Here is a 17,809-nt window from a genome sequence, read left to right on the forward strand (position 1 = left end):
CAGTTGAAAATACTAGAGGGACTTGCTATAATTTCTTATATGAAAAACAAACAATCTAAAAGCCCTTCCTCTATTGTTTACGGAGTCCATACGGTCATCGAAAGCCTGCAGGCTGACAGTGGCCGAAAGCTCTATATTCAGAATGATTTATGGGGAAGAAACCGAGATAAAATCAAAAATTTAGCAGATGAAAAAAATGTTCCTGTTTCTTTTCTGCCTAAGACAGCCCTATCTGAAATGAGCGGTCAGTCTGTCCATCAGGGGTTTGTCCTGCAGGTAACTGAATTTGCTTACACAGAACTAAAGAGCTTACTTAAGGCCGCAATGCGGGATGATAACCCTCTTATACTTGTTTTAGACGGTTTGACAGACCCCCATAATCTTGGTTCCATTTTGCGAACAGCTGATGCGGCCGGTGTATCTGGGATTATTATCCCCAAACACCGTGCAGTCGGGGTCACCCCAACAGTAGCAAAGACATCAACAGGTGCAGCAGAATATGTCCCCATTGCTCGTGTAACGAACATCAGCCAAACTCTTGTTATGCTCAAAGAACAGGGCTTTTGGATTTTTGGAACGGATATGACGGGCACCCCGTTTTATAAGTGGAACACATCGGGGAAACTGGCATTGGTTATTGGCAGTGAAGGAAAAGGCATCTCTCCCAATGTTAAAAAACAGGTGGATGAAATGGTGACTGTTCCAATGAACGGTCATGTGCAGAGTCTCAATGCCAGTGTTGCGGCAGCAATTTTAATGTATGAGGTTGTGAGACAGCGCTTGACATAGCTGAAATAGAAAGAATACTTTATAATATCTGCTAAATAAATAGATAGCCAAAGATGATTTGATAAGAAAGGTGAGTTAAAAGAGACTAATATGGGATTAAAAATCATAACGGATTCCACTGCTGATTTACCGGAAAGCTGGGCTTTGGAAAATGATGTTCAGATAATGGGGCTGACTGTCCAGCTGGATAATGTGACTTATGAGACGGTCGGACCTGATCGGCTGACAAGTGACCTTTTATTGGAAAAAATGGCAGCCGGTGGGAAGCCGACTACAAGCCAAGTCAATGCCGGACAGTTTGAGACGGTCTTTCGTCAGGCGGCTGAAAACGGGGAAGATGTTCTTTATATCGCTTTTTCATCCGTTTTGTCCGGTACTTATCAATCATCTCTGATAGCGCGTGATATCGTTCGAGAAGAGTATCCGGAGGCTGTTATTGATATTATTGATACCTTAGCAGCAGCCGGCGGAGAAGGCTACTTGGTCATGCTGGCGGCCAAAGCCAGAGCAGAGGGGCAGTCTCTTCAAGACATCAAAGCCTTAATTGCTGATGTGGCTCCGCGACTGCGGACCTTCTTCTTGGTGGACGACCTCTATCACCTGATGCGCGGCGGTCGGCTGTCTAAGACCTCCGCACTTGTCGGAAGTTTAGCTAACATTAAACCTTTGCTGTGGCTGGATGCCAGCGGCCGTCTCGTACCTTTGGCAAAACTGCGCGGTCGCAAAAAAGGTATGAGGGAAATGGTCAAACGGGCAACGGCGGATCTCGGTCATGATACAGCAGTAGTGGCCTATGCAAATGATGATAAAGCCGCTCAAAGCTTAAAAGAACAGCTTCTGGAATATGAAGATATCAAGCAGGTTATCATTCTGCCCTTGGGTCCGGTGATTTCAACACATGTTGGCCCGAATACCTTAGCCGTATTTACAATTGCTAAAAATGCGAGATGAATAAAAGCCCGGCTGACTGAAGGTTCTAATTATCTGTTAAAGATAGAAGGAAGTAAAGAGACTGGGCGTTTGAAGGTATTTTGAGGCAGTGGATTCTGCATGATAAATAAGGTCAGAAATAACCAAAAACTGTTTCATGTTTATACAGGAGAATAAAAATGAAAAATAAACGTTTTAAAAGAGTTTATACTGAAGGTGGCATAACTGTCAGTGAAATCTTTGTAGATCAAGAAACTGGTGTCAACTATTTCTTTCACTCTAACGGCAATGCCGGCGGTTTAACCCCTTTGCTGGATAAAGAAGGAAAAGTCGTTGTAACAGAGATCGCTGATGCTCCTTTCTAAATATGCAAAAAAGCAGCAAATGAGTTTTGAAGTGCAGCCCAAAAGTTAGACACAAAATCTAACGATTGGGGTGCTTTTTGTATGAAATTGACTTATAAAGATAAAATAACGATTTATCACTTAAGAAAACAGAAAAGGCTCGCTAAATGTTTGAAAATAGAGGATTTGAGCAGTATAATTATCTTGTAGGGATAACCATCTCTCTAAAAAGAGAGGAATAGTAGGTGAAGGAGGTAAGTAAAATGCTGACACCTAAATTATTTTCAGATGGCCTATTAGATAACTGGTTTGACGATGTATCAAAAGAATTTACGAATATCCGGCGTAATATCAGCAAAAATGCCGGTCGTGAAATGTTGATGGATGTCAAAGATAAAAAAGACCATTATGACGTGGAAATTGACTTGCCGGGGGTTAAAAAGGAAAATATAACCATTGAACTCCAGAATGGCTATCTAAACATCACAGCCTCAAAAAGTCATGATCGAGAAGAAAAGGATAAGGAAGACAACATTATCCGTCAAGAACGCTATTACGGCACGATGTCAAGGAGCTTCTATGTAGGTGATAATGTAACAGCAGATGATGTTCACGGGAAGTTTGAGGATGGGGTACTTACCCTCACAATTCCTAAGAAAGAACCTACTGAAAAGCTCGATAATCCTAATCGTATTTCAATCGATTAAGACCTTCTGAAAAAAACATAGAGTCTGGGACGACAGTCTCGGGCTCTTATTGTCTATATACAACAACCCCCTTTGAAATCAACGTTTTAAAGGGGGCGTTTGTGTTTATAATCCCCAAAAGGGGCAGAAAAGGGGCAGAAAAATTAAAAAGTTATTTTGTTGAGTTTATGAATAACATCATTGGTCATTTGTTCAGTGACATGAGAATATATTTCAAGAGTGGTCTTTGAGTCTGAGTGTCCTACTCTGTCCATAATAACAGGTAGCGGGGTTCCTATTTCAACAAGTAAAGAAATGTGGGAATGTCTAAAAATGTGAGTGGTTATATTTTTCTCAATACCCGCTTTTTCACCATACTTTTTTAGGATTTTTATAACTCTATCCGGAGTGATTGGTTTTCCGATGGTATTAATAAAAATATAGTCATTATCAAAACCATTTCTGATATTAATAGCTATTTGTTCTTGGATTAAGAGTAACACACTTTCTGAGACAGAAATAATTCTGTCAGATTTCACTGTTTTTGGTTCAGTTCTTGCTTTTTGATGGAAATTATAAGTATGCTTTATATGTATTGTTTGATTAGTAAAATCAATGTCTTCTTTATAATTTAGTCCGGCCAATTCGCCATATCTCATTCCGGTTAAAAATAACACTTTTGCGATTTTGATGTATTTTTCTATTCTATGGTCACACAGAGCTTCTTCTTTTAGATTTTGTATTAACAGCTTGAATTCTGTTTGGTCAAGATACTTGGTTTTATTCTTCTCTAAATCTCTTTTTGTAATGATTTTCCTAGGCATTTCAACGTAAAGCATTTCATTTGTTTCAATATAGCCCATACGGAGAGCGTATTTCATAATCTGATTAAGTTTAACTTTTACTTTGCTAGTAAAATTATGAGACCGTCCTTGTTTGATAAGGTCGTTTATGATACTTTGCAAAAATCGACGGTCAATGTTTTGAACAAGATAATCTTCAGGTATTTTTGTTTGGATAATCTTATTTATATTTTTTGCAGTATAAACAGTTGACTCTCTAACACCTTGAGACCAGCTGTCCATGAATTCGGTAAGCAGCTCTCCAAAAGTGATATTCGTAACGTTTGGTTGTTTTTGAAGCTTAGCATTGATTTTTTCCTGCAGTATTCTAGCTACTTTATTTCTGACTTGCGGTGTGTCTTTATCCACAACCTCATAGACACGCTTTGTTTTGCCTGTGTATGGATCTTTGTATCTTTCCACAAATCTTAGTGTCCCGTTCTTATTTCTTTCTGACCACATTTGCTTTCTACCTCATTTCTTGTTAAAATGGGTATAGTAAAAAGGCCTACTGCAAAGCAGGTTTTATTACTATACGGAATGAAGTCCTACACTCAAGCTTGCCGGCAGGGAGTGTGGGGCTTTTTTTGTTTACTTAATATAATAAGCGCTATCGCACGTTCTTAATCCGTCAATATGTAAACTTAGACTGTCTTTTATACTCCCGCCTAAAGCGTCTAAAACAAAATCCAATCCTTCTCGTCGCGCTAATTTTGCAGCTGGAACAAAATCGCTATCTCCAGCAATGAGAACTATTTTATCAACTTGTTTTTTATAAGCCAAAGAAGCAATATCTAAACCGATGCGCATATCGACGCCTTTTTGTTGTAAATTTAAAGTAAAATCGCTCTCTTGGATATCATCAATTGTAATAGTCTTATTCATTAATTTCTTTGTGACTTTTTCTTTTAAGTTGTAATGGACAGATCCTTCACTTAACTCTCCTAAACGTAAAGCGACTTTTCTTTTATGGCTTAATTCTTTAAAAAAATCTTCCGTCCACGATTTAGTATCACTTTTTCCGAAGTCAACCGTTTTTTGCGTCCCTGGATGGAAAACCTGTTTCTCTATAGGTGGACAATCGTAGTAGAAAATTCTATAGACATCATGTCGTACTTCTTTTCCGAATACTTTATCTTTTGAATGTCTATTGCAATAACTATATAAATTATCGGCGGCCTCTTTAGCGTTCGAATGGCCAAATACTTTCGCCGATCTCTTCCTGTAATAGCCTCCATCAATCAATATCGCTATTTTCATTTTTTTCTCCTAACAAAATACAAAAAAACTCCTGATTTAGGCGCTTCCCTTATGATGGGCCGTCTACTCTCAGGAGTTGTGTTCACTTGTGATATACCTATATACTAAACCATAGTTTAGCAAAAGTCAACCCAAAAGAGTAAAAAAATACCATTTTTTAGTCAATAAAAATTACTTCAATTCGTCTACCCAATCTTTCATGATTTCGGCTAACCTCTATTCCCTTATTTTGTTGACCCTCTTAAGTTCGTTTAATATTTCTTCGTTTTGTCTTATCAAAATCCAGTTTTGCTCTACTATCGCTGATAAATAGGTTACTTTTGCCTGTTCTTCAGCTTTTGCAAAGCTAAGAGCCATGCCAGCCTTAAAAAGCCCATTCCCAGCTAAGTCGTTGATAATACGTTCAACCTGCACATAGCTTTTTTCTGGTAGCTCTGTTATTCCACGACTTTCTATGTATTTTTGAACTTTTGTTTGTTTTGTTTTATTAAACATTATTTCACCCTCTAAACTATTTTTTGGGTCACAGCATTACATCTTTTATTAGTTATCGATTTTACGCTTCATTGTACCGTTCCAAACGCTTTCTTCTGCTAAGTCAGTACCATCTTCGGATCTAAGATATAAAATAGGATTATCACTTTCTTTATACCCGTTTTCTTGCGCCCATCGGCTAAACAGATTATTTTTAACTGACAATACATTATCTGCTGTTTTTTGTATCATAGCATTGCTGGCATATTTGAAATCTTGTGGAACATAAATATAAATCAAGAGATCTTCAGCATATTCTACATGTCCTGATATATTTGTATCTGCTAGTTGCTCACTAAAATTTTGAGCTAAATAATTTGCAAACTCTGCATTTGCCTCTTCTGTATATTTTTTCTCGTTTGATTCTGTCGTAGTAGCTTCTGTTGTCGCCTCTGTTGTTTGAGTAACTTCTGTTGTTTTGGCAACCGTCGTTTGTTGCACTATGGTTTCAACAGCTGTTTCTTGCTGCGCTTTATTGCGATCTGATATTAATCCAAAAGCGACAAACGATATAATCAATAAGCCAATTGAGTAATTGCGATATTTTTTGTTCGGCTGTTTTTTGATAAAATACCACGCACCAAAACCGCTAGCTAAAATTAAAACGGTGAATAGATTTTGCACTTTTTATCTCCTCAAAACTCCACAGTTTGTCTTATCCGATTAATCTAAATCAAGCTTCACAATCTCTTTTGATGATGTAAAGCTTAAACTAGGTGAGATTTCCAATTCTTTATCCCCGGTACCATTAACGCCGAATGAAATTGTGGCGTTTTCGTATGACCGGCCGGGTGAGATGGTTTCAAGGGTCATGTCAAGCGGATAAGTGTCCATCTTATTGCTTCCAACGTACAACTCTATTTCATTGCCTATTATATAGTCTTCGTCTGACAGATTGTTAACATTAAATTTGACGGTGAGAACCTTTTCTGGCTCTTCGTCCGCGAACTCATTGCGTTCTTCGGTGTATTCTGCTGATGTGATGGTGATTTCTGCTTCATCGTCAAACTTAATCGTATCACCTACGGCATAAGTTTTTTGAGATTGAGCGGAAGCGCTTTGCTCTTGACCTGATGAAGCGGTGCTTGAGTTCGTATCTGTTGAGCAAGCGACAAGCACTGCTGCAGACAAAAGAGTAACACCCCAAAGACTAATCTTTTTCATTTTATATTTCCTTCCTCAGCTTTTAACGTGGTTCCGGTTGCACGTAATATATAGATAGGCTGAACCTACGTATACCAAAAATTAAATCTCTACTGTTGAGTCTGTTCCAACCACACTAAAGATGCGTATGTGCGTATCTCCAGCGGGCGGAAAATCAATAATGATATCTTTATATTTCGGATTGATGGACACTAATCTTAGCTGTCCTTTTTCCGTATATACTTTCTTAAGATAGGTCTTATCACCTACAGTCACTGCACAGACCTCCCCGGAATAACTAGATAAGCCCTTATCAATCAAATAAACGATGTCCCCGCTGTGGTATTTCGGCTCCATACTGTCTCCATAGACAAACGATGCCAAATCATGTTTTGGCGGCTTGTTATCAACGTATACCGTTTCGGTATCGTAATCATTAAATGCATAACCTAAGCCAGCCGCTAACTTAGTAGTGGTTAGCACCTCATACAATTCAACGGGTTCTTCAACTACACTTTCAGCTTTCTGTTCTTTAAGCTCTTTATTAGCGTAATTCAGCACTCTTTCTTGTCGCGGTGGGTGAAGCTCGTTGTATATTGATTGGATGTCGGAGTATTCTGATGTAAGCCAGTGTTCTGGCTTAACGTTGATTTGTATATTTTGGTCGTCATCCAAATTTTTTACCAATTCGTCCACTGATATATTCATTCCTTTAGCAACTTTTTCTATAGTATCAAAAGTTGGTATGATAGGCTTTTTGGATTTCGGATGCTCGTTTTTTTCTAGCATTGAAATATAACCTTTTGTTAACCCAGAAAGCGTCGCAAATTTATCCATAGATAAGCTATGCTCGTTTCTGTATTGTTTTATAAAATCACCTAAAAGCATATGTTACCTCGCTTTCTACTTTTATTGTTTAATTTATTATACAATAAAAATAAAAAAATGTAAATTTTTTGTTTAATCTGCTTGACAATATATGTTTAACGTGTTAAACTATATACGTAAGGTTGAGTTAGACCTTACAAATCAATGAAAAGGAGGTCAGCAGATGGCTAAAACAAAAAAGCCTAAACACAGAGAGCTCGAACTTGAAATAAAGGTTCTCTGGTTTAAGCTTAAAATCAAATACTTAATCAAGTGGTAACTTGATTGAGTAGGGGGGTTAGCAGCCCCCTCCCCTTAAGAGGGGGATATGTTTAAGTATAGCATATTTGCTGACTTCCTGCAAAGCCACAAGAAAGGAGCGATTATGAAGTTAAAGAAGTTGTTATTTGGTAACATCAACTATAGCCATAAGGCGGCTGACGGGTCTAAAGAAGTAAGCTTTAGCTTAAAAGGCGGGTTATTACCTGGTTTGTTAGTGGTGGCTGGAACAGCAGCCTTGTTGGTTTGGTTTTGGAGCTTGGTGTTTTAAGAGGAGAAAGAATGGAAATCATTATTAGTGTTTTGGTATCATTTAGTGTTTCATTTATTCTAATGAAATGGCATATCAATAATATTGAGAAGATTTATTCACAATATTTCGATATGGAAGAATCAAATCTAAAAAAGTTTACGGATGAAATTATAGGCAGACTCGACGAAAATTAGTCCCAAAAGGAGTTATTTCTATAATTCCTTGTTCTATTTTTAAGGTTTTACCGCTAGATGGCTCTAATTGTTCTTTTAGTTCATCAACTAGGTTATTATTTTCCAGGAAGGCATAGTGAGTCTTATCCGACAGTGATTTTGAAAAGTCTACTGTAATTAGTCCTAAACGCTGTAAATTTACGATGGAAGCACCTTGAGAGTCTACATTCAATCCATTAGGATTGCCAAGGAAAATAAACTCCTTGTAAGGCGCAACCTTTCCATTTTCAAAACGGATAGAATAATTTACTATTGGAAATGAAGTTTCATACTCAGATATAATTTTAAAATTTTCGGCATCTATAGGGCTGAGTTGTTTAATGATTTCAATGAAAGAGTGATGAACAAAATCATTCTGCTGTCTATCAAAAGAAGACGCTAAAAGTTTTGAAAACATTTCACGTAAGATTGCTTCGTCTATATAAAATTTAGATGCCTCTAGTCCAGGACCCAATATACTAATCTGTGGTTCTTGCAAATCTTCTTTGGGAATTGTAGATACTTTATCTGTTATAGATTTAGCATAAGCAGTATTGTTTTGATTTCGCTTTTCAATACGATTTACAAAAAAAGTATCAACAGGCCCAAAGACATACTTCCACAAATTATTAAAAGTTTGCGCCGGACCTTCGGCCCCTTTAGTAGCCATAGTTGTAGCGAAAGAGGTTAATATTGTAGGGACCAAATCATTCATGAACTTCTCCAATCATTTTTATTTTATTTCTAATTTGTAAACCATAAATATATAATAGCTTAATTATATTGTTTTGTCAATATGTTGTGTCTGTAAAAACAAATGAACACAACATATAGTGTTTATTCGAAAACCAAGGAGTGTGAAATGTGGGAGAAAATTAATAAAATATTGCAAGAAAAAAAGACTACAATGTATGCAGTCAGCAAAAAGGCAGGAATTAATCAGAATGTGTTGATTGACTTGAAAGCAGGACGCTCTAAGCGTGTCTATTTTGATAACATGGTAAAGATTGCTGATGCATTAGATGTCAGTCTAGATGAATTTAGATAGTTTTAGTTGTATTGTTTTGAATTTAGAAAGGGGGTGGGAGTGTGCAGAAAATTAAATTAAAAGAGGCTCGAGAGAAGAGCGGCCTGTCACAAGAAGAACTTGCCGAGAGGTCGCAAGTCTCAAGAACAACAATCTCTCTTTTAGAAAACGGCAAAGAGACGACTGTTAAACTGCGTACATTACAACGATTAGCAGTTGTATTGAATATCGCTTTAAGTGATTTTTTTTAAAAGAAATAGTTTAACGAGTTAAACCAAAGAAGGAGCTTGAAAGGAGACTGAATGAGACCAAAACATTACCCGTACAGCGGAAAAGTTAAAGCCTCAACCGCTGAAACAGTCGAGGCTTGGGGAAATGCTTATTCAGATTTTGTTGACAATAATCAAAAACAGCAATTAAAAGATGAACAAGCGTTAAGGGAAGTTATTCAGAGGCTTTGTTCGCAATGTCATTGAGTGTTTTGGCTGCTTTTTCGGTAGCAAGTCTATCTATTTGCAAATCTTTAGCAGCTAGCAATTTTTCAATGGCATCAATAACAGCAGTAGTTGCAACATCAGCCGGGTTCTCCTCAATGAACTCAGCGATTAGTTTGTAACTAGCCTGTTTGAAATTTTCGAACTCACTCATAACTTATCCTCCTTTCTAACAGGATAAGTTAATTATAGCAAATAAAAAAACTTAGAAAGGAGCGGTATGGAAGAAAGAAAAAAACTTATCGCTGAACAAAAAAAGCGCATAGAGCATTTCCAATGGATAGCAAATTGTTTAGCGATAGAGGGCAAAAGTCTTTATCTAGAAAGCGACTGGTTTGATCATCCGGTTTTTATTTCAGAAGCAGATGCAAAAGCAGAAGTAGAGTACGCTCAAAAGAAACTTGAACTACTTTATCAAAAGTCTTCTATTAGACGTATTTTGCGATTATTGCACCAATTATTCCACCGATAACGAGGTTGAGTATCCAAAATATTAGTTTACCATATGTTGTTTCTTGAAATGTTGCTAGTAAGCCCGATAGTTTCACGCCTCGAATTTTCCATTTTGGGATGTCCGTCTTTAAAGTACCATCTATCAACATGGTTACAAATGTTGAAAAAAGATTTGTTTTACTAGAAGTGGACATGCTAAGTTCGTTATACTCTTGATTATTAAAAGCTTCAGCTTCTTTCTCACCAGTTAAAAAACGATAAGGTTTGAGGCCATTCTTTAATGCTAATTTTTCGATATGTGGATTAGAGATATAGCCTCCGCCGAAATACAGCTTTAGTAGATGAGCTAAATCTATTTTTTTATCATCATCTATAACTGTCGGATCTCCTCCAAGAACTTTGAAGCGATGTTCAAGTGCGTGAAAGCCAAATACTGTGTCTCTCATATTCCAGTGGATCCAGAATTTATCACCATTTTTACTGACGTAAGAGAAGAAGTCTTCAAGTAATTCTTTTTCTATTGTCTGAGAACTTTCGTCAGTTGTTGAGTGTTGTCTTTTTTCAAGATATTGATGCATTGAAAAATTAATAGTTTGACCATCGTTGTATTTTCGGACAGAGATAGATGCAATTCTTGGACTTTTACCATTGAGATTATAAAAACTTTCGCAAGAATAGTGAATGATGAGATATTTATCAGGTCTTCTTTCAATTTCTTTTAGCACATTAGAAGCTTGTTCATGGTCAGTATATCGAGACATTTTTTTACCTCTTAATTAATTAGTTTATTAAATTATATCAAATCCAGAAAGGAACCAAAATGAAGTTGACAGAAGAAGAAAAAGAACTAATCAAGAACTTGACTTTTAAGGTCATACCGAAAAAATCGGCGATTATCCAAGGGTCAGAAGAGAAAGACCCCGACTTAGGAAAAACAGTACTTTGAGAAACAGCAAAAAAAAGCGAGTGATAAAATCACCCGCTCAACAAAATCATTTAGTTAAATTATAACACGAAAGGAGCAAGTCATGCAAACAATGGAAGTTGTAAGGATCCATGATGTGATTATCGAAAAAATCGCTGCTAATGATGAAGAACTATCTCGTATCTTTGGATGCACAGAACGTCAAGCAAGTGACAGGCGCAGAGAAATGAATAAGCTTCCAAGCCAAAGTGATGTCTTACGTGATGGTGGTGCTTTGGTAACTATCAAAGGTTTTGATGCTTATTTGAAGTATAGAGGTACACCTGCTTGGAAGAAAGAAATGGAAAAAATCAAGAAAATGAAGAGGAGTATAACATGACAATTTTTAATTGGATTTTTAGCAGCAAGAAAGAAGTTTCACGGCCTAAAAAAGAATATCCCAAAGGCTTTATTGACTTTGATACAGGCCGCTATGTAGAGGTTGACCCGGTGACTAGAAGAGAAGTCTTTATTGATTAGGAGGCGGAAGAAGATATGAATGAAATCTTTAATTTTCACGGTCAGGAAGTCCGAACCGTAACCATTGACAATGAACCTTATTTTGTCGGTAAAGATGTAGCTGATGTGCTTGGGTATGCAAAAGCAAGAAATGCTATAGCTACTCACGTTGACTCAGACGACGCCCTAAAATGGGGCGTCACAGACGAGCTAGGAAGAAAGCAAGATACAACTATCATCAACGAAAGCGGCCTTTACTCTCTTATTCTATCTAGCAAGCTACCACAAGCCAAAGAGTTTAAACGGTGGGTCACATCAGAGGTTTTACCAACTATCCGAAGAAATGGAATGTTTGCAACTGATGAGCTGCTAGATAACCCTGACTTTGCCATTGCGACCTTGCAACGGCTCAAGGAAGAACGTGAGGCTAAAAAGTTGTTAGAAGCACAGATTGAGGCCGATCGTCCTAAGGTGCTGTTTGCTGATGCTGTGAGTGCTAGTCAGTCATCTATCTTGGTTGGGGAGCTGGCTAAGCTACTCAAGCAAAACGGGGTAGAAATTGGAGCTACACGCTTGTTCAGTTGGTTAAGGTCTCACGGTTATCTTATCAAGCGTAACGGCCGCGATTGGAACATGCCTACTCAAAAGAGCGTAGAGCTTGGACTAATTAGGGTCAAGGAAACAAGCATCACCCACTCTGACGGCCATATCACGGTAAGTAAGACACCACTAGTAACTGGCAAAGGTCAGCAGTATTTCATCAACAAATTTCTCAATCAGGAATATCTTCCAAATTGAGTATCTGAAAGGAGCAAGTACATGAGGTATGCAGTATATAATCAGGAACACCCATAAAAATTACACATCTTTGAATAATGCGTTTACTCAAGACGATAGGCTCGAACCTGCCACAATCGGTATTTTAGCAGTAATCTTGACTAACAAGCCTGATTGGGTTGTGTATCCTGAGGAAATTGCAAAACGCTTGAACATCAGCAGGCGCACAGTAGATAGACATTTCAGAATACTTGAGAGAAGTGGCTATTTATTTTCAGTAAGAATTAGTCACGGTAGAGGTAATGGAACAGAGTTTAAAAGGTTCTTTTCTGACACTCCCATGACAGATAGTTACAAAATTTCTTTGAAAAATAAGTTAATTGAAGAGTTATCCACAGGTATTTTAGAGGAATGATTTTACACTTGGAAAATTTTGCCATGTTAAAAATTGCCATGTTAAAAATTGCCATGTTAAAAATTGCCCTCTAATAAATACTAACTATATAACAAGTACTAACTTAATAATAATAACTAACAGTGTAATAAAGTGGTGGTGGTGAAGAATAAATAACGCGCGCGCGTATATTATATTTATATAGTTATTATATATAGATAATAGGAGCAGTCATGGACTTAAAAGAGCTTATAGATAATTTTGAGAGCAACTATGGCAGAATGCTGTCACCTTTTGAGATAGAGGATATCCAGAAATGGGTAACCGAAGATGGCTACACTATCGAACTCATCAATGAAGCTCTCAGGATTGCTATTAGAAATGGAAAATACTTTACAAACTATATCGCTGGGATTTTGATAAGGATGAAATCAAGGGGCATCACAACAGTGCAACAGCTGAAAGCAGCAGAAGCTGAGAAAATTCAGAGCACTAAAACTGTTGAGGTCTCTAACGAGTTTATTCAAATGTTAATCTATGCTGCAAAAATGTGGATAGATGAACCAGATGCTGAAATCCAACGACTTGAAGAATTAAAGGACAGAGGTTAAATCATGGATAGAGGACTATTTGGTACTTTTGACTATGACCGTGATTACTTGCGGCCTGATGAGATGACAGAAGAACATGACCCTGAGGAATGGGTGTTTCGAGGCGGGCAATGGATCTATGTAGGAGATTAGCCTATGGAAAGAGAACGGTATGACGACAATGCTTACTGGCGGGAACGTTATTTAAGGTTAGTCTATGATTTTGCAGAAGCAAATGAGGAGCTAATGAATAAAGTAGTGAGCCTGCAGCAAGAAAATAAACGCCTTAAGCGTGAGAACTGGAACTTAAAGAAAACGAAAGGAAAAATAAAATGACTAACAATCAATTAACTACACAGGCTAAACGTGATATCGCTGTTGATACTAGCGTTTGGACACCACAGGACATTAAGCGATTTTTTGACCCGCAAAATTTATTATCTGATAAACAAGTAGGACAAGCCTTATCTCTCATCAAAGGTCGGAACCTGAACCCTCTAGCCAATGAGGTCTACATTGTAGCCTACAAGAAGAAATCAGGAGGCACAGAGTTCAGCCTGATTGTTTCAAAAGAGGCTTTTCTCAGACGTGCAGCACAAAGTCCAAATTATGAGGGATTTGAGGCGGGTGTAGTAGCGGTTGATGATGAAGGTGTAATGCACGAACGCAAGGGAGCTCTCTTGTTGCCTGGAGACACATTAGTTGGGGGCTGGGCTAGAGTTTATCGTAAAAATTTTAAGGTTCCAGTGGAAATTTTTGTCAGCCGTGAAGAATATGATAAGAAACAGAGCACATGGAACGCCATGCCAGCTACAATGATTAGGAAAACAGCTCTAGTAAATGCACTCCGTGAGGCTTTCCCCGAAGACTTGGGCAACATGTACACAGAAGATGATGGCGGTGAAACTTTTGACCGTATCCGTGATGTAACACCGCAAGAGAGCCGTGAAGAAGTCATAGCACGTAAGATGGCACAGATCGAACAGATGAAACAAGAGCAAGCTCAGAAACAAACTGGGCAAGCAGACACTAGCCCTAGTCAACCAGCTGATGAAGTCCCTGACTATGTCGAGGAACAGGGAGAGTTGTTTGATAAAGAACTAGAGTACTAAAAGTAAGCTAAGCTTTGCGAAAGAAACAAAAAGAAAGCGAGAATAATATGCAGGAATTACAAGCTAAAGTAACACAGGCTCAAGTTGAAATTATTGACCGCGAGAAGTTTGAGCAAGGTATTAATGAGGTTGTAGTCAAGTACGAAAATTATACGGTCACGGCCTCAACCATCAAAGAAGATAAAAAGGTGCTTGCTGATCTACGCAAACTCAAGAAACAGATTTCTGATGAGCGTATCAAGATTAAGCGTGAGCTATCACAGTCTGCTGATGAGTTTGATAAGTACATCAAAGATACTAGTGAGCCAATGAATGCCATCATTTTTAAAATCGCAAAAGACGTAAAAGAATTTGAGGAACATCAGAAAGCTCTTAAACTGGACACAGTTAAAAGTTACCTGGCTAATAAAGCATCTGAATATATGCTAGACCCTAGGCTCTTTGATGAAAAGGCTCTTGAATATATCAAAGCATCTGATTTCATGGCGGACGGCGTAACCCTCAAGAAAGTCACTATGAAATCTCTTGAAGATCTAGTAACTTTCGAATACCAAAAGCAACAAGAGCACGAAAAGGCAAAAGCAGCCATTTCAGGACAATGTGCAGAGTATGGCATGACGGACCAGCCTTATATACGTATGCTGAAAGATTTGACACTTGTTGAGGTGCTGGAGCAGATTAAGTCTGACTATCTCTTCGAAAAAGAAAAGCAAAAAATGCGAAAAGTTGAGGAAGCACGAGAACGACTTTTAGCAGCCAAGCAAACCAAGGAACAAGAACAGGCTCAGAAATCGTCAGAAACGCCCCAAATTAACCCAGAAACGGGCGAAATTCTGGAAGGTGGGGAAATCCAAAATAACGAAAACGAGCTTACAGAGGACGAGAGAGGGCAAAAACGATACACGCAAAAAATGACCCTAGAAGTGTATTTTACAGATACAGCCCAAAAAGACCTTTTTAAAGCCACTCTTGAACAAGCAGGCTTTGAGCATAAGAAAAATTACAAGGTCAGCGGTTATCAGCGTATAGAGCCATTAACTCAGACTGAACTAAATGAACAATGTGGGTGGTAGTTATGAGTAAGAGTAAACAAGTAAGACAAATATTTGATGAGCTGGACCCGCTCAATCACGGAATAACAGTAGCTATACATCAAAACAAGGACGAGTGTATAGCACTCTTTCACATGCCTAAGCAGTCTGAAGCTAAAAACTTTGATTTTATTGGCTGGAATGACGATGTTAGAAATAGAACTAACTATCATTCAAAAAATGATTTACTTGATGCCTATGTTGACAAGGTCCGGAAAGTTACTAATGATTGGATTTGTGTTGAGCTATTACCATTTTAGGAGATAAGGAATGATAAAATCAAAAGAAAGAGGCAGAACATGATTAATAGTACAACGTTAGTTGGCCGCATGGTGCGCGATGCAGAATTGCGCTATACTCCAAGCAATCAGGCTGTAGCAACTTTTACTTTGGCAGTCAATCGCAATTTTAAAAATCAGGCCGGAGAACGTGAAGCTGATTTCATTAACATTGTTATTTGGCGGCAGGCCGCAGAAAATTTAGCTAATTGGGCTAAAAAGGGGACTTTGCTTGGAATTACAGGCCGTATTCAGACCCGTAATTATGAAAATCAGCAGGGTCAGCGTGTTTATGTGACGGAAGTTGTTGCTGATAACTTTCAAATATTGGAAAGCCGTAGCAATCAGCAAGGGCAACCAAATAATGCTCAGAACAGCTCACAGGGCGGCTATTTCTATCCAGGAGGTTCACCCCAGAATGAGTTTGCCAATGGTTCACCACAAGACAATGATCAGGAGTCTTTCGGAAATTCATCCCCCTTAAATATTTCTGATGATGATTTGCCGTTCTAGGAGGTGCTGATGAAAATCTATTTTTAAGGGGGCGCTTGAATGAAATTAATCTTGAATATCGAACCGAAGCCACAATCACGGCCAAGGTTTGCTAGGCGTGGGAATTTTACCACAACCTATGAAGATAAGGATATGAAGATCTGGCGTAATCAATGTAGGCTGCTCATTGCAAATCTCTACATGGGCCAACATGTCCTTGAGGGAGCGCTGAAGGCGGGGGTGAAATTTTATATCAAGCCCCCTCAATACATCTCAAAACCAAAGAAAAACCAGCAGGCACTTATGGATGAGACTATCCCGGTAGGGAAAAAACCGGATTTAGATAATTATATTAAAGCTCTCTTTGATAGTGCAAACGGGATACTATACCAAGATGACGGGCAAATCGCAGAGCTTTATGCATCGAAATTTTATAGCATTAAACCGCGAATTGAATTGAAAATTGAAAGGAAAATATAATTTTTATGTACACAGGAAATCTAGGCTCAGAAAAACCAAATGACATTATCCACAGGCCAAAACACTATCAAGGCCGCTATGGTTTAGAGGCAGTAGACGTCATCAAGAATTTTGGAGCTTCTCCAGAATTTGAAGAAGGCTTTTATTGGGGAAATGCAATCAAGTATATGCTGCGGTATCACTCGAAAAATGGAGTTGAAGACCTAAAAAAAGCCCGCCAAAATTTGGACTGGCTGATTGAGAAATTAGAAGGAGAGGCGAAATGGAAGCAATAAAACCATATACAAAACAAGAGCTTAAAAAGTTTTTTAAAATCACTAGAACCATACAACTGGATTTAATGGGAGACCATCAAAATAAACTGTATCAGATGGCGTTTATGATTTTAAGAGGAGTTATTACCCCGGAAAAACTAGTGGAGCTATTGAGGCAAACAGCGGATGACATAGAAAACGAAATTAAGGAAGGAAAATAAAAATGCATTTAAACACAAAATATATTGGATTGGTTAAACAGTGGGCAGTTGACAAAGGGCTAGATGATAGAACAATCCGCCGGAAGCAATATTTAAAAATCATGGAAGAATTCGGGGAACTCTGCTCTGGATTGAACAAAAAGCAACCTGAAGTCATTGAGGACAGTATCGGAGATCTGTTTGTGACTTTGATTGTTTTCGCAATGCAAAACGGGTCAAGCTTACCTCTTAAAGTTGATTACAGACCAATCGATGACACAGCAGCTATGATGGGGTTAGCAGAGGAGCTTGGGCGTCTAGGTGGCATGTTTAAAGATTTTGATAGGCGCATTCAAAAAATTTTAGATAGACTCTATATTGTTGCAACAAATAACAGACTTAATCTAAACAGTTGCTTAGGCGCTGCTTACAGTGTCATAGTCGCTCGGACAGGCGAGATGGTTGATGGTGTATTTATCAAGACGGAGGATTTATAATGACAGATATGATTAAAATAACTTTCTTATTGCTTATTTAGTTAATAGTACTTTCTAAAAAGTAAAATAAAAAGCCGGCTATTAGCCGACTCCTCTAAATATCTCTAA

At 38.1% G+C, this 17,809-nt stretch carries 33 protein-coding genes; 24 read left to right on the forward strand and 9 right to left on the reverse strand.

Translation table 11 applies throughout. From position 1 onward, the window contains the following. The first annotated feature begins 39 nt into the window (after positions 1-39). The 4 genes from rlmB (at position 40) to AB3329_RS07770 (ending at position 2,770) form a co-directional block, all read left to right on the forward strand. On the forward strand, positions 40-789 hold the full coding sequence (gene rlmB, locus AB3329_RS07755) for a 23S rRNA (guanosine(2251)-2'-O)-methyltransferase RlmB (RefSeq protein ID WP_368395391.1): 750 nt from the start codon (positions 40-42) through the stop codon (positions 787-789). Between the two features lie 90 nt (positions 790-879). Next, the gene (locus AB3329_RS07760; protein WP_368395310.1) at positions 880-1,740 is read left to right on the forward strand and encodes a DegV family protein; all 861 of its coding nucleotides are present in this window, start codon (positions 880-882) and stop codon (positions 1,738-1,740) included. Positions 1,741-1,898: 158 nt separating this feature from the next. Further along, positions 1,899-2,084 (forward strand): DUF6440 family protein, encoded by a 186-nt coding sequence (locus tag AB3329_RS07765; RefSeq protein ID WP_368395311.1) that lies wholly within the window; start codon positions 1,899-1,901, stop codon positions 2,082-2,084. Positions 2,085-2,308: 224 nt separating this feature from the next. Next, complete coding sequence (locus tag AB3329_RS07770) at positions 2,309-2,770, forward strand: Hsp20/alpha crystallin family protein (protein ID WP_368395312.1); 462 nt, start codon at positions 2,309-2,311, stop codon at positions 2,768-2,770. A gap of 143 nt (positions 2,771-2,913) precedes the next feature. Here the strand turns inward: AB3329_RS07770 and AB3329_RS07775 are convergent, their stop codons facing one another. The 6 genes from AB3329_RS07775 to AB3329_RS07800 form a co-directional block, all read right to left on the reverse strand. After that, on the reverse strand, positions 2,914-4,053 hold the full coding sequence (locus tag AB3329_RS07775; RefSeq protein WP_368395313.1) for a tyrosine-type recombinase/integrase: 1,140 nt from the start codon (positions 4,051-4,053) through the stop codon (positions 2,914-2,916). A gap of 129 nt (positions 4,054-4,182) precedes the next feature. Beyond that, a complete protein-coding gene (locus tag AB3329_RS07780) occupies positions 4,183-4,851 on the reverse strand; it encodes an NYN domain-containing protein (RefSeq protein WP_368395315.1) in 669 nt (222 codons plus the stop codon). Between the two features lie 216 nt (positions 4,852-5,067). Further along, positions 5,068-5,346 carry a hypothetical protein gene (locus AB3329_RS07785; RefSeq protein ID WP_368395317.1) on the reverse strand — a complete coding sequence of 93 codons (279 nt, stop codon included), beginning with the start codon at positions 5,344-5,346 and terminating at the stop codon, positions 5,068-5,070. Between the two features lie 48 nt (positions 5,347-5,394). After that, a complete protein-coding gene (locus AB3329_RS07790) occupies positions 5,395-6,009 on the reverse strand; it encodes a hypothetical protein (RefSeq protein ID WP_368395318.1) in 615 nt (204 codons plus the stop codon). A gap of 39 nt (positions 6,010-6,048) precedes the next feature. Further along, the gene (locus tag AB3329_RS07795; RefSeq protein WP_368395320.1) at positions 6,049-6,549 is read right to left on the reverse strand and encodes a hypothetical protein; all 501 of its coding nucleotides are present in this window, start codon (positions 6,547-6,549) and stop codon (positions 6,049-6,051) included. Between the two features lie 81 nt (positions 6,550-6,630). Next, positions 6,631-7,416 carry an XRE family transcriptional regulator gene (locus AB3329_RS07800; RefSeq protein WP_368395322.1) on the reverse strand — a complete coding sequence of 262 codons (786 nt, stop codon included), beginning with the start codon at positions 7,414-7,416 and terminating at the stop codon, positions 6,631-6,633. Positions 7,417-7,723: 307 nt separating this feature from the next. On the opposite strand from AB3329_RS07800, the gene AB3329_RS07805 reads away from it, so the two are divergent. Then, positions 7,724-7,945 carry a hypothetical protein gene (locus AB3329_RS07805; RefSeq protein ID WP_368395323.1) on the forward strand — a complete coding sequence of 74 codons (222 nt, stop codon included), beginning with the start codon at positions 7,724-7,726 and terminating at the stop codon, positions 7,943-7,945. Between the two features lie 150 nt (positions 7,946-8,095). On the opposite strand, the gene AB3329_RS07810 is transcribed toward AB3329_RS07805, so the two are convergent. Then, positions 8,096-8,854, reverse strand: a complete 759-nt coding sequence (locus AB3329_RS07810; RefSeq protein ID WP_368395324.1) for a DUF4393 domain-containing protein — start codon at positions 8,852-8,854, stop codon at positions 8,096-8,098. 147 nt (positions 8,855-9,001) lie between these two features. Between AB3329_RS07810 and AB3329_RS07815 the strand changes: the two genes are divergently transcribed. Both AB3329_RS07815 and AB3329_RS07820 read left to right on the forward strand, forming a co-directional pair. Next, the gene (locus AB3329_RS07815) at positions 9,002-9,187 is read left to right on the forward strand and encodes a helix-turn-helix domain-containing protein (protein WP_116878136.1); all 186 of its coding nucleotides are present in this window, start codon (positions 9,002-9,004) and stop codon (positions 9,185-9,187) included. Between the two features lie 41 nt (positions 9,188-9,228). Beyond that, on the forward strand, positions 9,229-9,417 hold the full coding sequence (locus AB3329_RS07820) for a helix-turn-helix transcriptional regulator (protein ID WP_368395325.1): 189 nt from the start codon (positions 9,229-9,231) through the stop codon (positions 9,415-9,417). A gap of 193 nt (positions 9,418-9,610) precedes the next feature. On the opposite strand, the gene AB3329_RS07825 is transcribed toward AB3329_RS07820, so the two are convergent. Beyond that, a complete protein-coding gene (locus AB3329_RS07825; RefSeq protein WP_368395326.1) occupies positions 9,611-9,814 on the reverse strand; it encodes a hypothetical protein in 204 nt (67 codons plus the stop codon). A 66-nt stretch (positions 9,815-9,880) separates the two neighbouring features. On the opposite strand from AB3329_RS07825, the gene AB3329_RS07830 reads away from it, so the two are divergent. Beyond that, complete coding sequence (locus AB3329_RS07830) at positions 9,881-10,132, forward strand: hypothetical protein (RefSeq protein WP_368395327.1); 252 nt, start codon at positions 9,881-9,883, stop codon at positions 10,130-10,132. On the opposite strand, the gene AB3329_RS07835 is transcribed toward AB3329_RS07830, so the two are convergent. Then, positions 10,089-10,874: a hypothetical protein gene (locus AB3329_RS07835; protein WP_368395329.1), complete on the reverse strand. Its 786-nt coding sequence runs from the start codon at positions 10,872-10,874 to the stop codon at positions 10,089-10,091. The genes AB3329_RS07830 and AB3329_RS07835 overlap by 44 nt on opposite strands. Before the next feature lie 59 nt (positions 10,875-10,933). Here AB3329_RS07835 and AB3329_RS07840 point away from each other — a divergent pair, with 59 nt between their 5' ends. The 16 genes from AB3329_RS07840 to AB3329_RS07915 all read left to right on the forward strand — a co-directional run bounded on the left by AB3329_RS07840 (position 10,934) and on the right by AB3329_RS07915 (position 17,701). Further along, complete coding sequence (locus AB3329_RS07840) at positions 10,934-11,059, forward strand: hypothetical protein (protein WP_368395331.1); 126 nt, start codon at positions 10,934-10,936, stop codon at positions 11,057-11,059. An 82-nt stretch (positions 11,060-11,141) separates the two neighbouring features. Then, entirely contained in the window at positions 11,142-11,417 is a 276-nt protein-coding gene (locus AB3329_RS07845) for a hypothetical protein (RefSeq protein ID WP_368395332.1), read from the forward strand. Further along, positions 11,414-11,557 (forward strand): hypothetical protein, encoded by a 144-nt coding sequence (locus tag AB3329_RS07850; protein ID WP_368395334.1) that lies wholly within the window; start codon positions 11,414-11,416, stop codon positions 11,555-11,557. Before AB3329_RS07845 ends, AB3329_RS07850 begins: the two co-directional genes overlap by 4 nt. A gap of 15 nt (positions 11,558-11,572) precedes the next feature. After that, a complete protein-coding gene (locus tag AB3329_RS07855) occupies positions 11,573-12,334 on the forward strand; it encodes a phage antirepressor (protein ID WP_368395335.1) in 762 nt (253 codons plus the stop codon). Between the two features lie 28 nt (positions 12,335-12,362). Next, positions 12,363-12,728 carry an HTH domain-containing protein gene (locus AB3329_RS07860; RefSeq protein ID WP_368395337.1) on the forward strand — a complete coding sequence of 122 codons (366 nt, stop codon included), beginning with the start codon at positions 12,363-12,365 and terminating at the stop codon, positions 12,726-12,728. A gap of 212 nt (positions 12,729-12,940) precedes the next feature. After that, positions 12,941-13,318, forward strand: coding sequence for a DnaD domain-containing protein (locus AB3329_RS07865; RefSeq protein ID WP_368395338.1), 378 nt, complete (start codon positions 12,941-12,943; stop codon positions 13,316-13,318). Positions 13,319-13,321: 3 nt separating this feature from the next. Continuing rightward, a complete protein-coding gene (locus AB3329_RS07870; RefSeq protein WP_368395339.1) occupies positions 13,322-13,450 on the forward strand; it encodes a hypothetical protein in 129 nt (42 codons plus the stop codon). A 3-nt stretch (positions 13,451-13,453) separates the two neighbouring features. Next, positions 13,454-13,633, forward strand: a complete 180-nt coding sequence (locus tag AB3329_RS07875) for a hypothetical protein (RefSeq protein ID WP_368395341.1) — start codon at positions 13,454-13,456, stop codon at positions 13,631-13,633. Continuing rightward, the gene (gene bet / locus AB3329_RS07880; RefSeq protein WP_368395343.1) at positions 13,630-14,409 is read left to right on the forward strand and encodes a phage recombination protein Bet; all 780 of its coding nucleotides are present in this window, start codon (positions 13,630-13,632) and stop codon (positions 14,407-14,409) included. Before AB3329_RS07875 ends, bet begins: the two co-directional genes overlap by 4 nt. Positions 14,410-14,456: 47 nt before the next feature. After that, the gene (locus tag AB3329_RS07885; protein ID WP_368395393.1) at positions 14,457-15,482 is read left to right on the forward strand and encodes a DUF1351 domain-containing protein; all 1,026 of its coding nucleotides are present in this window, start codon (positions 14,457-14,459) and stop codon (positions 15,480-15,482) included. 2 nt (positions 15,483-15,484) lie between these two features. Beyond that, entirely contained in the window at positions 15,485-15,760 is a 276-nt protein-coding gene (locus AB3329_RS07890) for a hypothetical protein (RefSeq protein WP_368395345.1), read from the forward strand. A 39-nt stretch (positions 15,761-15,799) separates the two neighbouring features. Continuing rightward, positions 15,800-16,291, forward strand: coding sequence for a single-stranded DNA-binding protein (gene ssb / locus AB3329_RS07895; RefSeq protein ID WP_368395346.1), 492 nt, complete (start codon positions 15,800-15,802; stop codon positions 16,289-16,291). A gap of 39 nt (positions 16,292-16,330) precedes the next feature. Beyond that, positions 16,331-16,750: a RusA family crossover junction endodeoxyribonuclease gene (locus AB3329_RS07900; RefSeq protein WP_368395347.1), complete on the forward strand. Its 420-nt coding sequence runs from the start codon at positions 16,331-16,333 to the stop codon at positions 16,748-16,750. Positions 16,751-16,755: 5 nt separating this feature from the next. Beyond that, positions 16,756-17,025, forward strand: a complete 270-nt coding sequence (locus tag AB3329_RS07905) for a DUF3310 domain-containing protein (protein ID WP_368395348.1) — start codon at positions 16,756-16,758, stop codon at positions 17,023-17,025. Beyond that, on the forward strand, positions 17,013-17,225 hold the full coding sequence (locus AB3329_RS07910; protein ID WP_368395349.1) for a hypothetical protein: 213 nt from the start codon (positions 17,013-17,015) through the stop codon (positions 17,223-17,225). Before AB3329_RS07905 ends, AB3329_RS07910 begins: the two co-directional genes overlap by 13 nt. A gap of 2 nt (positions 17,226-17,227) precedes the next feature. Beyond that, positions 17,228-17,701 (forward strand): MazG-like family protein, encoded by a 474-nt coding sequence (locus AB3329_RS07915; protein WP_368395350.1) that lies wholly within the window; start codon positions 17,228-17,230, stop codon positions 17,699-17,701. Positions 17,702-17,809 lie beyond the last annotated feature (108 nt).

This window comes from Streptococcus huangxiaojuni (genome assembly GCF_040930515.1).
Classification (GTDB): Bacteria; Bacillota; Bacilli; order Lactobacillales; family Streptococcaceae; genus Streptococcus; species Streptococcus huangxiaojuni.

What these genes read in the sequence shown, in the direction of transcription:
- AB3329_RS07870 (WP_368395339.1), top strand. Translation starts at nt 13,322, where the DNA reads ATGGATAGAGGACTATTTGGTACTTTTGACTATGACCGTGATTACTTG.
- AB3329_RS07835 (WP_368395329.1), bottom strand. Translation starts at nt 10,874, where the DNA reads ATGTCTCGATATACTGACCATGAACAAGCTTCTAATGTGCTAAAAGAA.
- AB3329_RS07825 (WP_368395326.1), bottom strand. Translation starts at nt 9,814, where the DNA reads ATGAGTGAGTTCGAAAATTTCAAACAGGCTAGTTACAAACTAATCGCT.
- AB3329_RS07780 (WP_368395315.1), bottom strand. Translation starts at nt 4,851, where the DNA reads ATGAAAATAGCGATATTGATTGATGGAGGCTATTACAGGAAGAGATCG.
- AB3329_RS07810 (WP_368395324.1), bottom strand. Translation starts at nt 8,854, where the DNA reads ATGAATGATTTGGTCCCTACAATATTAACCTCTTTCGCTACAACTATG.
- bet (WP_368395343.1), top strand. Translation starts at nt 13,630, where the DNA reads ATGACTAACAATCAATTAACTACACAGGCTAAACGTGATATCGCTGTT.
- AB3329_RS07785 (WP_368395317.1), bottom strand. Translation starts at nt 5,346, where the DNA reads ATGTTTAATAAAACAAAACAAACAAAAGTTCAAAAATACATAGAAAGT.
- AB3329_RS07890 (WP_368395345.1), top strand. Translation starts at nt 15,485, where the DNA reads ATGAGTAAGAGTAAACAAGTAAGACAAATATTTGATGAGCTGGACCCG.
- AB3329_RS07910 (WP_368395349.1), top strand. Translation starts at nt 17,013, where the DNA reads ATGGAAGCAATAAAACCATATACAAAACAAGAGCTTAAAAAGTTTTTT.
- AB3329_RS07765 (WP_368395311.1), top strand. Translation starts at nt 1,899, where the DNA reads ATGAAAAATAAACGTTTTAAAAGAGTTTATACTGAAGGTGGCATAACT.
- AB3329_RS07830 (WP_368395327.1), top strand. Translation starts at nt 9,881, where the DNA reads ATGGAAGAAAGAAAAAAACTTATCGCTGAACAAAAAAAGCGCATAGAG.
- AB3329_RS07775 (WP_368395313.1), bottom strand. Translation starts at nt 4,053, where the DNA reads ATGTGGTCAGAAAGAAATAAGAACGGGACACTAAGATTTGTGGAAAGA.
- rlmB (WP_368395391.1), top strand. Translation starts at nt 40, where the DNA reads ATGAAAAACAAACAATCTAAAAGCCCTTCCTCTATTGTTTACGGAGTC.
- AB3329_RS07845 (WP_368395332.1), top strand. Translation starts at nt 11,142, where the DNA reads ATGCAAACAATGGAAGTTGTAAGGATCCATGATGTGATTATCGAAAAA.
- AB3329_RS07875 (WP_368395341.1), top strand. Translation starts at nt 13,454, where the DNA reads ATGGAAAGAGAACGGTATGACGACAATGCTTACTGGCGGGAACGTTAT.
- AB3329_RS07905 (WP_368395348.1), top strand. Translation starts at nt 16,756, where the DNA reads ATGTACACAGGAAATCTAGGCTCAGAAAAACCAAATGACATTATCCAC.
- AB3329_RS07915 (WP_368395350.1), top strand. Translation starts at nt 17,228, where the DNA reads ATGCATTTAAACACAAAATATATTGGATTGGTTAAACAGTGGGCAGTT.
- AB3329_RS07840 (WP_368395331.1), top strand. Translation starts at nt 10,934, where the DNA reads ATGAAGTTGACAGAAGAAGAAAAAGAACTAATCAAGAACTTGACTTTT.
- ssb (WP_368395346.1), top strand. Translation starts at nt 15,800, where the DNA reads ATGATTAATAGTACAACGTTAGTTGGCCGCATGGTGCGCGATGCAGAA.
- AB3329_RS07800 (WP_368395322.1), bottom strand. Translation starts at nt 7,416, where the DNA reads ATGCTTTTAGGTGATTTTATAAAACAATACAGAAACGAGCATAGCTTA.
- AB3329_RS07815 (WP_116878136.1), top strand. Translation starts at nt 9,002, where the DNA reads ATGTGGGAGAAAATTAATAAAATATTGCAAGAAAAAAAGACTACAATG.
- AB3329_RS07805 (WP_368395323.1), top strand. Translation starts at nt 7,724, where the DNA reads ATGTTTAAGTATAGCATATTTGCTGACTTCCTGCAAAGCCACAAGAAA.
- AB3329_RS07865 (WP_368395338.1), top strand. Translation starts at nt 12,941, where the DNA reads ATGGACTTAAAAGAGCTTATAGATAATTTTGAGAGCAACTATGGCAGA.
- AB3329_RS07795 (WP_368395320.1), bottom strand. Translation starts at nt 6,549, where the DNA reads ATGAAAAAGATTAGTCTTTGGGGTGTTACTCTTTTGTCTGCAGCAGTG.
- AB3329_RS07855 (WP_368395335.1), top strand. Translation starts at nt 11,573, where the DNA reads ATGAATGAAATCTTTAATTTTCACGGTCAGGAAGTCCGAACCGTAACC.
- AB3329_RS07760 (WP_368395310.1), top strand. Translation starts at nt 880, where the DNA reads ATGGGATTAAAAATCATAACGGATTCCACTGCTGATTTACCGGAAAGC.
- AB3329_RS07850 (WP_368395334.1), top strand. Translation starts at nt 11,414, where the DNA reads ATGACAATTTTTAATTGGATTTTTAGCAGCAAGAAAGAAGTTTCACGG.
- AB3329_RS07900 (WP_368395347.1), top strand. Translation starts at nt 16,331, where the DNA reads ATGAAATTAATCTTGAATATCGAACCGAAGCCACAATCACGGCCAAGG.
- AB3329_RS07885 (WP_368395393.1), top strand. Translation starts at nt 14,457, where the DNA reads ATGCAGGAATTACAAGCTAAAGTAACACAGGCTCAAGTTGAAATTATT.
- AB3329_RS07860 (WP_368395337.1), top strand. Translation starts at nt 12,363, where the DNA reads ATGCAGTATATAATCAGGAACACCCATAAAAATTACACATCTTTGAAT.